Below are 11,845 nucleotides of genomic sequence, written 5' to 3'. Positions count from 1 at the left end.
GCTCACGTCTGTCTGAAGCCACACGGTTTTATTTGCTAATTGTGATTTCGTGAAGTTGCTTGCTTCTTTGCCGTAATATTCAACGGGCTTATTGGGGTGAACTGTTTCAGGAGTGTTGACTCCTAAGAATCTAACTCGCTGCTTCTGGTATCTCTTACCGTCGGGGAATATAAACGAGACAATAGCCGTGTCGCCGTCTACAACTCTTTCAATTTTTGCCTTGTAAAGAGTATTGCGCCGAATTTCGAGACTTTCAAGAGCGTTAGGGCCTTTGTGATAATGATATTCGCCCGTCTCTTTGTCGACATGGCCGCCCTTAGAGTCGAGTTTGCCAGGGTGAGCAAGACAAGTACAAGAGAGTGCTATTACAAGAATTACTGCGATGATAATACGCTTTAACATGATAAATCAAATCCTTTCACTAAAATATTAAATCATAAATTATCCTGACAAAGAATAATGCCAGCACTATAAGTATAACAGGCCTGACAGCTTTAGACCCTCCGCGCTCGAAAAATTTTGCACCGATATAATTTCCTGCGATGCTGAATAATCCAGCTATTAATCCAATCGGCAAAATAACTTTGTCATTCAAGAAATATACTACAAGAGCAGCTACATTTGTAGTAAGATTTATTGCTTTAGCGACTCCGTTTGCTTTCTGAACGCTCAACCCAGCCGCAGCCATTAATAGCAGCATAAATGTCCCAGCACCGGGGCCGTAGAATCCATCATAAAAGCCGGTAACTAACGCAACAACCGCACAAATTATATAAGTCCTCAAAGTTATAATCTCGTCCGAACCTGTTGACTCGCGCAATAAATCCTGACTCTTGAATACATAATAAGCTATTAACGGAATCATGAATAACATCAAAATTTTAAACGCGTGATCCCCGATTAATAATGCCGTCTTAGCTCCCAGTGATGAGCCTATAAACGCGCCTATGATTCCTATAACTGAAAGTTTTACGGGCATATATCCATTAATAAAAAATTTCGTGAAAGTTAAAGCAGTTCCCATTGAAGAACTTAATTTGTTAGTGCCTATTGAGACGTGAACAGGAAGCCCGGCGATTAAATATGCAGGAAGAGTTATCAAGCCGCCCCCGCCCCCTATTGCGTCAACAAGTCCGCCGATAAATATTAACGGACAAATAATAAATAATTGCGATAATTGCCAGTCCATTATATAAATTCTCCTGAATATATTTAAACTTTTACGCAGATTTTATCACTAACTATATTTCTATATGCTAGAATTATATAAAAATTTCCGGGAGCAAATATTTTTATGTACTCTATAGAACAAGTAAAGGCACTCGCAAAGGATAATACAAAATTTGATATATTGCTGAAAATTTTCACGGGCGATTATCCCATTGATATTAAACGCGAGGCAGTATCTTCAATCGGGAGGCAGTCTGATAACGGAAAAATTTATAGTTTCATACAGTCAGAGGCATTCAATAAAGCTAATCCCATGGAATTAATTTATCAAATGTTCAGGACTTGTTTATATAAGAGTAAGCAGGACTCAAGATTTCAGGATTTGCGAGAAAAAATTTTAGCGTTCTATAATAATGAAAATCTCGAAAAAATGAACGAGTTTTATATTTATCGTCATGAGAAACACGCACAAATAAAGCCTCAAAAAATTTCACGTCCTTTGCTTCTTATCGGCAATAATGAAGAGACTTTAAAGCAGCTCCCTGAGAATGCTATAAATTTAATATTTACTTCACCGCCATATTATAACGCCAGGGAATATTCGGATTATAGCTCATATAACGAGTATTTATCTTGCATGAAAAAAATTTTTCTTGAATGTAACCGCGTTCTTGAAGAAGGGAGATTCTTAATTGTCAACGTCTCACCAGTCATAACAAAGAGGCCGGGGCGCGAATTTGAGAGCATTCGTTATCCTATACATTATGATTTTCACAGGATTTTAACGGAGTCAAATTATTATTTTATTGACGAAATTATTTGGATAAAGCCTGAGCCTTCAGTGCCAGACAGAGTCAGCGGCTATAAACAGACTCGCAAGCCGTTATCTTATAAGCCGAACTGCATCACAGAAAGTATCATGATTTACAGGAAAAAATGTAATTTCTTGCTCGATAAAAACATGAAAGCATATACAAATTATGACAGGCACGAAAATGAAGACATTGACACGAGTAACTGCTGGTATATCGCGCCTAAATATGACAAGAATCACCCCGCGGTATTTCCTGAAGAGCTATGCAGGCGAGTTCTAAAATATTATTCTTTCGAGGGTGATTCAGTATTAGATCCTTTTGCCGGGTCGGGAACACTTGGCCGAGTCGCTCGTAAAATGGGAAGAGTCCCGGTAATGTGCGAAATTAATAAATCTTACGCAGAAATCATTGACAGAGAGGAGCCGGGCTATTATGAGATTCGGGGAGAACATAATTTCCCGCACAGTCAGCAAATTAATATCTGGTCTTGATTACAGAGAAGAAATTATAAACGCTGTCAACGCAGAATTTTTTGATTTCAGCATTAAATTTTTCAAGCAAATTGTCAGCGCAAAATTTGACTCTCAAGAAATTAATTTAATATAGACTGGTACAGAAAATTTTTTATTGAGTCGGACTCATTTACTCCCGATGAAAAAATTATTTATGCCGGACTTAACAAGAAAACTATCACGAATATTTACGGGACTCAATCGCAAAAAATCATGATTGACGCAGCAAGAAATAATTTAGAATATTTACGCGCTATATTATCAGAACTTGAGAAAGACTCTAATGACGGGCTAGCAATCTCTATACAAATCAGCTATAACAATATAATCATAAATCTTTCTTTGACTGAAAGCATGTTAGTAATTAATGCGCTGGCAACGAAAAAATTGCAGTTACGCGGCGGAGCTTGGAGCACAATAGGCAAACGGGTCGAGAAACCTTTACTTGATAAATTATGCAGTCTCGCAGGAGTTCCGAATGAAAATATTGACAACACACAATTTAAGCGCGACAAAAATTTATTATATGACAGAGAAGTTGATTACAAATTAATCAGCAGCTCCGGCAAAATTTACAGAGTCGAAGTAAAATTAATGGGTAAAGGCAACCCTGAAAGCGCAGATGCAACTTTTGCAAGAGAGACGGATATTTTTATAGCTGATACTTTAAGCGCACAAAATTGCAGACAATTACAAGAATGGGACGTAAAATATTTAATACTCAGGAATAACAGAGACTCATTAAATGACTTCAGGAAATTTTTAATAGCTCTCGATATTCCGTGCAAATAAAATAAATAATTATCAGGAGGCTTGAAAACGTGAAAATCTTGCATACTTCAGACTGGCACATAGGCAGGCGGCTCAAGAATAAAGACAGGCTTGACGAGTTCATAAAATTTTTTGACTGGCTTGAAAATTTAATAGCTCGTGAAAATATTGATATATTGCTTGTATCGGGCGACATTTTCGACAATACTACACCTTCAGTGCAGGCTCAAAATATTTATTATTCGTTCCTGTATTCAATCGCAAAATCTCAATGCAAAAATTGTGTGATAATTTCAGGGAATCACGACTCGCCCGCTTTTCTCGATGCACCGTCGGACTTGTTGAAACTTTCAAATATTCACGTTGTAGGCCGGGCCTCGCAAAATCCCGACGACGAAATTATTATATTGCATGATCCTGATTTAATAGTGTGTGCTGTGCCTTATTTACGGGACAGGGACGTTAGAGCAGCGAATTTAAATTATAGCTTTCAAGATATAGAGAACGCATTAAGAGCCGGAATAATAAATCACTACGAGAAAATTTTTTATCGAGCTCAAGAGATTCAGCAAAATTTTAACGCTCCGATTATAGCAATGGGACATTTATTTGTGCGTGGAGGCCGGACAAATATAGACGACGGGACTCGCTCGCTTTATGTCGGGACTTCTGTAGAGATCGGCAGCGATTTATTTTCACGGGACTATATAAATTATACGGCACTCGGACATTTACACTCACCGCAATTTATTAAACACGAAAATATAAAATATTCAGGATCTCCCATTGCGATGACTTTCGGCGAGTCAGAAATTACTAAATCAGTAAGTATAATAGAACTCGATAATAATAATTTGCAGATTCAAGAAATCCCCGTCCCAGTATTTCAGAAACTTGAAAAAATTAGCGGCGGCTCTGATAAAATTTATTCGAGATTGCGTACACTTGCAGAGAATAACGAATCCGTCTGGCTTGATATTACTTACACGGGGAATAAATTAATTTCTGAAGTCAAAGAAGTATTACAAGCATTCTCTAAAGAATTCCCGTTAATTGAAATCTTAAGCATTCACGACGAAAGCAGCAGGGCACTATCACAAGGGAAAATTTTGAATTCATTCACTCAAGAATTAGACGAGATAACACCGCTTGAAATATTAGAAATGTGCTTTGACGAGAATAATATTTCAGAAGATGACCGCGAAATTTTTACGAGACTATATCAAGAAATTTTGCAGGAAATTCACGAAAAAGGGGGCAATAATTAATCATGAAAATTTTAGATATAAGATTCAAAAATTTGAACTCGCTTAAGGGTGAATGGCACATAAATTTATCGAGCAAAGAATATATTGACGGAATTTTTGCGGTTACCGGGCCGACGGGAGCAGGTAAGACTACAATTTTTGACGCTATTTGTTTAGCACTTTACGGGAAGACTCCAAGGCTCGCTAAAATAGGAGGTCAGACAAATGAAATCATGACACGCGGGACTCTTGAATGTTATTCGCAAGTTACTTTTTCCACTGAGAAGGGAATTTATACGTGCAGATGGAGGCAGTGCAGACAGAAAAACGGCAATTTACAAGCTCATGAGCATACAATAGACGACGAAATTAATCACAAGCCTTTAATAAGTCATGGCAGAAAGAAAGAAGTATCGGACGAGATAGCAAAAATTACCGGCATGGACTTTGATAGATTTATTCAAGCAATGATGCTGAAACAAGGCGGCTTTGATGCTTTTCTCAGGGCAGGCAAGAACGACCGCGCGCAGATTCTCGAATTAATCACTCAAACGGGAATCTACAGCGATATTTCAGCAAGAATCTTTCAACGCTCTAAGGACGAGAAATCAAAACTTGAAAATATTGACACTAGACGCGCCGAATTAAGCAAATTACTTGTCGATACTGATAATCTAAATTTTCAAATTGACGAACTCAACGCGCAAAAAATTAATATTAATTCCGAATACGAGAAAATAAAGATTATACGGGACTGGCTGCGTGAGATTGCAAAACTTGAGAATGAATTAACCCAGAGTCAAAATATTTTAGATAATTATCATAAACGAGCCGATGAATCGCAAGAAACACGGGCAAAATTAGAATACTCCGAACGAGCTGCAATTCTTGAATCAGATTATACGAGACTAGAATCAGAACGCAAAATATTGACTCAAAAAAAGGACTCATGCGGCAAAATTTCAGAACAAATCTCGCGCTATCAGGAATTAATTAATAATATTCAAGATGTAAAGCTGCCTGACTTAATAGGAAAACTTGACTCAGAATTACACGGCATAACTGAACAGCCCGATGTATTGAAGGCAAAAATTTTCTTAGCACTCGACAATTACGACAAGGCAAACGAGAAGCGGCAAAAACTTTTTAATGAACAGCAGCAGAAAGAGTCAGAACTTGAAAGCGTAAAAATTATATTTCAGAAAGTTTTACAGGAAAGAAATTCAGCCCGTCAAAAAATGGATAATCTTTCAGACGAACACCGCAAATTATCAGAAGAAATTATGAATCTCAGGGCAAAAACTAATTTAGCAGTGCTTGACGAGGAACGCGCAAAACTCAAGCCCGGCACCCCCTGCCCATTATGCGGATCTCGTGAACACCCGGCAATAAGGCATTTACAGGAATCAAGCGCAGAAGATAAATTTAAATCCGGAGAATTATTCAGGAAAGCAGAGACTCTTGAGGCCAAGTTAAAGCAATTAACCCAACAATCAAACGAGGCAGCAAAAAATTTTGACTCAGTCAATGAGAAATATAATAATATAATCTCTCAAGAAAGCGCGTTAGAACGTGAAATCGATCGAATAAAGCAGGATTTACAGGCCGTAAAAAATGAGTGTGATTTACTTCATTCGGCAGTGAGTGAGGCAATAAGGACTCTGAATCTATCAGGGAAGGGCATAACAAAGACTGCTGATATTAAGCGCAAAGTTCAGGAATGGGCGGGCAAAGTAAACTCGCTCAATAATGATATTAATAATTCACAGCAGACTATCAGGGAATATAACGCAAAACTTGTTACTCTCACAGAAAATTTTACGCGTGAAAGTGAAGATCTTGCAGCATTGGCTGACAAAATCACGGAACTTGAATCGGCCTTTATTGCTGCATTGAGTGAAAAGAATTTTGACAGCGAGAAAATTTTTATAGAGTCCTTATCTCATGTCAAATCAGGCGAAATTACAAAGTGGCGCGCAAAACTCAAGGAAATTGACGAGAATTTAATCAAGTATAAGGCAATTATTGACGACACAAGCAAGAAACTTGACGAGCTGAAATCAAGAGGCTTGACTACTCAATCACTTGACGAAATAGAACGCTCATTCAGAGAAAACGAGTCAGAATTAAAGCATATAGAAAGCCAAATAACGATAATCACTCAAAAAATTATCGATAACGAGAATTTAAAGCAAAAAATTTCAGGTTTAAATCAGGAATATAATACTCAGCAAAAAATTTCTAAACACTGGGCGGGACTGTGCAAATTAATCGGCTCGGCAAAAGGGGACGCATTTAGAGTTTTCGTGCAAAAAATTACTCTCGCAAAAGTCCTGAATAACGCAAATAAATACCTGCAAAAAATTAATGGCCGTTACAGCCTTCTTATTACGCCTGGAAGTGATGACCTTGCTTTGAGCGTGATAGATCATGAACAGGCCGGAGAAATTAGACCGACTGAAAATTTATCGGGCGGTGAGAGATTTATAATTAGTCTTTCTCTTGCGCTGGGACTCTCTCAAATGTCAGGGAGAAATACACGGGTTGACTCGTTATTTCTTGATGAGGGATTCGGCTCGCTTGACGATGACTCATTAAGCATGGCACTTGACGCACTGGCAGAAATCCGCAGCGAACGTGAAGGGCGAATAATCGGGATAATTTCACATGTTCAGGCACTCAAAGAAAGAATAGCGACTCAAATAAACGTGATTCCAAAAAGTGAGGGCGTTAGTATTCTTGAGGGGCCGGGCTGTGAAGCTCTATGATTTGACGCAAATAAATTCACGTGATAGAATGCCCCTTGTTAGTGATCCGCGGGGCGTAGCGCAGTCTGGCTAGCGTGCATGGTTCGGGTCCATGAGGTCGGAGGTTCGAATCCTCTCGCCCCGATTGAGAGAGTCAGCAGGAAATAAATTTTTTTGCTGGCTCTTGTTATATTTTCATTTATGCTGCATTAGTCCGGGCTTTGTACGTGAATTCACGCGGAGAAGGCAAAAATATTCCTGATAATGCACTAGGAGTCGGCCTATCTTGTGCGAGTGCAAAAAATTGCGTCAAAGGCTGTCCTCCCAGTGCTAAGAAGATTTCAGAAAGTTTTTAGCTTTCTTTTTTCTGGAATATCCTAAAGAATGGGAAGTATCTTTTAGGTTCGCCCTCGTAAAACATTGAGTCGCCAGTGAAAAGAATTTCCTTCACGAATAATTTTATCCTGTGTAATAAGCTCATGCCTGAATATCTGCCTCCGCTTAAATGGCAAATTTTCCAGAGTTGTTTATGTGAAGGCAGAGTCCCCTTTTTGATATATTTGTCATAAAGGTTTATGAGTCCTCGCGTTTTCTCTACTGGCATATGAAGGACTCTCACGGCGTTAAATCTGTAACAGGTTGACACGAGCCGAAAATCTCCCGTCCAGAATATAAACGTGTATGATGTGGCATTCCTAACTCTTTCTTTCATCATATCAGCAGCAATATTTATAATTACTTCATCGCCCATTTCTATAATTATATTTTCCGATATTGATTTATTGAATACTTTACGTGCATTTATGATAAATTTTTCTGCATTCTCTCTGTTTGCAGCAACAAAGCCGCCGCCGTATCGAGTAATAATTTTTTTCTCAGGATAAAATTTTTGCGTTTGAGTAATAAATCTCACATAATCAGGAACATTTAAGCCTTGATTTGTGTCGCCAAGTAAAATATTTTCCTGCACTTCCTGCCATATTGAATCTAGACTCCCCTGAACATAAACGTCCGCGTCAAGATACAAAAAATTTTTATATTCAGTCTCGCGCAAAACATGACTCAACGCGCATAACTTGTAAAACGCAAGCCCCCACGGTGTATCATTATCAAATTTGAATTCATCAAATGGGTAGTGCAAAATTTTTATATTTTCTCGCGTAAAAATCTCGTGAAATTCGGCGGGTATATCTTTATCATCAAGATTCGTAACTAGTGCGCAGTCTATATCAGGATTATATTTTTTTGCTGAAACAAGAGCGACACATACATTTTTCATGTACATTAAGAAGCGTTCATTTGTAGAAATTTTTTGATTGAAATTAACTCCGGACTTCATAGAGTCATCATGCGCAAATGGGACAAAAATTATGGCGACTGGCTGGCTGGCTGGCATTATACTGCTCATTAATAAATTCCTCCTATAGTAATATTACTGAATTTTGCGTAAATAATAAAATAAATTCCCGTTCTTGTCTAGTAAAAAATTTATCGCATTAAATCCCTGATTTTACACAGCAGCAAAAATATAACTAGCTTGATACTTCCTGAAAGTTTGCAGATTTTCCAGACTCGTTTATTAGGGGGCAAAATATTTTCCTTGATATATTTATCGTAAATCTTTATGAGTCCCCGTGTTTTCTCCGACGGCATATGAAGAACTGCTACAGGATTTGACTTATAACAATTTGACACGAGTCTAAAGCTCCCAGTCCAGAATCTAAATATATAAGCTCCCGCGTTACGTATCAAATTTTTTAACTTGTCTGCAGTGATTGCTATTATAATTTCGTCGCCGCCCGTTATTATTTCGCCGGATTGTTTTATTTCGTCAAAAATCTTGCTTGCCTGATTTATGAAAATTTCTGCGTTCTCTTTATTTGCTGCGAAAAACTCACCGCCGTAACGAGTAATAAATTTTTTGTCCTGATAAAATTTTCTTGTCTGTTCGAGCATGGCCGAGTAAGACGGAGTATTCAAGCCCTCATTAATGTCATAGAGTAAAATATTTTCCTGTAATTCCTGCCAAATTGAATTAAGACTCGCTTGTATATACACGTCAGAATCAAGATAAAGCAAATTTTTGTAATCAGTCTCGCGCAAAACATGACTCAACGCGCATAATTTATAATAAGCAAGCCCCCACGGTGTATTATTATCAAATCTAAACTCGTCAAAAGGGTAATGCAAAATTTTTATATTCTCGCGCGTAAAAATCTCGTGAAATTCTGCGGGAATCTCGTCATCGCTTAAGTTCGTAACTAGTGCGCAGTCTGACTCGGGATTATATTTTTTTGCAGAGACTAGGGCGACACAGACATTTTTCATGTATATTAACATGCGTTTATCGTCTGAAATTTTTTTATTGAAGAAATTGACTCCTGACTGCATAGAACTATCATGTGCAAACGGGACAAATATTAAATTTTTCACGAGAATAATTCTCCCCTTCTTCTTATTGCGAGAATCATAAATTAATCTTTAAAAATTGTCTAGCTTTATTGATAAAATCACGTAAAAAAATTTGGTATTTTCCTGAAGTTGATATAAAATACTCAAAGTGCTTTGACACATTAAATTTTGCATTCAATGGCGCAGGCCGGGAGAAATTTATAACTCTTTCCTTGTAAGAGTCCGTGTTTGCGCGTAAGGTCTTGCGTCATCGAAACCAGTATCCTTCCCCCTTATCGCTCAGTGCCCAACGCAAAGGCACTGAGTTTTTCATTTATTATTACTTGCCTGCGATTATTAACGTCATTCCGTCAAGTTTTTTCACGATTCCAGACTCGCCGGATTTGAATTCGCCTGATTCTGTTCTTGCCTGCCAGATTTCTCCGTGACATATTACTTGGCCTGATTTAAATTCGCTTATATCAGAGATTATATTTACTTCAAGCCCGATCATGCCCTGCGAACCTGTTGTAATTTTACGTCTGAAGCCCTTAATCACAAGGAATGCAACAAGCGCAAAACATATCGCAAGAGCTATAGCAATTCCCATTATGACCGTCAAAGAAATGCTAAGAAGTTCGCCGCCCGGTGCTCGAAATAAAAATATTCCCCCTAAACAAAATATAGGCAGGCCAAGCAAAATTAATACTCCCATTGTGCCGGCAATAAAATCTATAGCCATTATTATGAGTCCGGCAGCAATTAAGACTACTCCAGCCCAGTTAAACGGCAGCATCTTCAAGCCTATAGCTCCCAGTAAAAACATGACTCCGCCCAGTGTTCCCAGCATAAAGCCGCCCGGTGTGATTACTTCAAAGAATATAGCCATTATTCCGCCGGTAATTAATAAATATGCAATTTCGGGACTTGATACGAACTGAATTATTTGTTCACTGAATGACATTCTAGCCTGTAAAACTTTAACTTCTGAGTCAAATTCAAGAGTCAAAAAATTATTTTGTCCCATTTTTATGCGCCGGCCCGATACAGCTTGTATTAACGAGCTTACATCACCAGCTATAATGTCTATCACTCTTTCACGTAATGCCTCGTTCGCTGTAAGTGATATGCTCTCGTCTATCATGTCCGCTGTAATTGACTCGTTGCGCCCCCTTAATTGAACGACTGAACGCATTTGAGCTTTGAGATCATTCACAACTTTTTTATCCATGTCGCCCGACTCGATATTTCCGCCACCAGCTGTTACAGGATGAGCCGCCCCGATGTTCGTACCCGGTGCCATTGCCGCAATGTGTGCAGCCTCAACAATAAATGCTCCGGCACTCGCAGCCCGCCCCCCTGAAGGTACCCAGACAGCAACGGGAACTCGCGATGATAGAATACTTTGCACGATACCCCTCATTGCTGAAACAAGCCCGCCCGGTGTATCAAGCTGAAAGATTATTAACGCATTATTTGACTCGTTTGCGTCGTGTATTACTTCTTTCACGAATTCTTCCATTTGAACGCCCACTGTTCCGGATAATTCTGCGAGAGTGATTCTTGACTCAGCAAATGAACTCGATACACTGATAAATAAAATTAATATTGCGAGAAAAAATTTTTTCATGTAAATAGATTCCCCCTTTGTGATAATTTATTCTTTTGCGCCATAACTACGCAGTAAGTCTACTACTTCAGTGCGTTTATATTTCTCAGCCCACATTAAAGCCGTCATGCCTTTATCGTCCTTAATGTTTATATCAGCACCGTACTTTATGAGTAATTCTGCTGCTTCTGTGTTGCCCTTAGATGCTGCCACTATTAAAGCCGTATTGCCGTAACAGTCCAAAGCGTTGACATCTGCGCCGTTTTTTATGAGTAATTCTGCTGTCTTGATATAATTTTTACTTGTAGATCTCATTAAAGCATTATAAGAAAAATTATCTTTAGCGTTGACATCAGCACCCTTCTTTATGAGCAGCTCTGCTAATTCCGTTAATTCTATATCGCATTGAGTTATTCCCATTAAAGGCGTAATGTTATAGTATTTAGACGGTGTCGTCATAATATATAAAGCCACATAAACATTGCACATATCTGAACTGAAGCTATGAATGACGATGATTTTTTAGCGTAACGGGTTGCAATGCCTCGCCACTGTTTTAATTTCAAAAACGTATTTTCTACAT

General features: G+C 38.4%; 11 protein-coding genes and 1 tRNA gene. 6 read left to right on the top strand and 6 right to left on the bottom strand.

The window, feature by feature from the left end; translation table 11 throughout:
* On the bottom strand, positions 1-402 hold a 402-nt coding region (locus IJS99_09095), incomplete at its 3' end, for a YHYH domain-containing protein (GenBank protein MBQ7561966.1).
* 19 nt (positions 403-421) lie between these two features.
* A complete protein-coding gene (locus tag IJS99_09090) occupies positions 422-1,189 on the bottom strand; it encodes a TSUP family transporter (GenBank protein ID MBQ7561965.1) in 768 nt (255 codons plus the stop codon).
* A gap of 105 nt (positions 1,190-1,294) precedes the next feature.
* Here IJS99_09090 and IJS99_09085 point away from each other — a divergent pair, with 105 nt between their 5' ends.
* The 6 genes from IJS99_09085 to IJS99_09060 all read left to right on the top strand — a co-directional run bounded on the left by IJS99_09085 (position 1,295) and on the right by IJS99_09060 (position 7,407).
* Positions 1,295-2,476, top strand: a complete 1,182-nt coding sequence (locus IJS99_09085) for a site-specific DNA-methyltransferase (GenBank protein MBQ7561964.1) — start codon at positions 1,295-1,297, stop codon at positions 2,474-2,476.
* Positions 2,418-2,591, top strand: coding sequence for a CfrBI family restriction endonuclease (locus tag IJS99_09080; GenBank protein MBQ7561963.1), 174 nt, complete (start codon positions 2,418-2,420; stop codon positions 2,589-2,591). The genes IJS99_09085 and IJS99_09080 overlap by 59 nt, the downstream gene beginning before the upstream one ends.
* On the top strand, positions 2,588-3,289 hold the full coding sequence (locus tag IJS99_09075; protein MBQ7561962.1) for a CfrBI family restriction endonuclease: 702 nt from the start codon (positions 2,588-2,590) through the stop codon (positions 3,287-3,289). Before IJS99_09080 ends, IJS99_09075 begins: the two co-directional genes overlap by 4 nt.
* A gap of 29 nt (positions 3,290-3,318) precedes the next feature.
* Complete coding sequence (locus IJS99_09070) at positions 3,319-4,536, top strand: exonuclease SbcCD subunit D C-terminal domain-containing protein (GenBank protein ID MBQ7561961.1); 1,218 nt, start codon at positions 3,319-3,321, stop codon at positions 4,534-4,536.
* Between the two features lie 2 nt (positions 4,537-4,538).
* Positions 4,539-7,283: an AAA family ATPase gene (locus tag IJS99_09065; GenBank protein ID MBQ7561960.1), complete on the top strand. Its 2,745-nt coding sequence runs from the start codon at positions 4,539-4,541 to the stop codon at positions 7,281-7,283.
* A gap of 49 nt (positions 7,284-7,332) precedes the next feature.
* Positions 7,333-7,407: transfer RNA gene (locus IJS99_09060), tRNA-Pro, on the top strand.
* A gap of 207 nt (positions 7,408-7,614) precedes the next feature.
* On the opposite strand, the gene IJS99_09055 is transcribed toward IJS99_09060, so the two are convergent.
* The 4 genes from IJS99_09055 to IJS99_09040 form a co-directional block, all read right to left on the bottom strand.
* A complete protein-coding gene (locus IJS99_09055; protein MBQ7561959.1) occupies positions 7,615-8,670 on the bottom strand; it encodes a hypothetical protein in 1,056 nt (351 codons plus the stop codon).
* An 80-nt stretch (positions 8,671-8,750) separates the two neighbouring features.
* Positions 8,751-9,695, bottom strand: a complete 945-nt coding sequence (locus tag IJS99_09050) for a hypothetical protein (protein ID MBQ7561958.1) — start codon at positions 9,693-9,695, stop codon at positions 8,751-8,753.
* A 298-nt stretch (positions 9,696-9,993) separates the two neighbouring features.
* Complete coding sequence (locus tag IJS99_09045) at positions 9,994-11,283, bottom strand: nodulation protein NfeD (GenBank protein MBQ7561957.1); 1,290 nt, start codon at positions 11,281-11,283, stop codon at positions 9,994-9,996.
* Between the two features lie 27 nt (positions 11,284-11,310).
* Entirely contained in the window at positions 11,311-11,721 is a 411-nt protein-coding gene (locus IJS99_09040; protein MBQ7561956.1) for an ankyrin repeat domain-containing protein, read from the bottom strand.
* Between the last annotated feature and the right edge of the window lie 124 nt (positions 11,722-11,845).

The organism is Synergistaceae bacterium (genome assembly GCA_017444345.1).
Lineage (GTDB): Bacteria > Synergistota > Synergistia > Synergistales > Aminobacteriaceae > JAFUXM01.
This window is presented reverse-complemented; position numbering and strand designations above follow the sequence as displayed.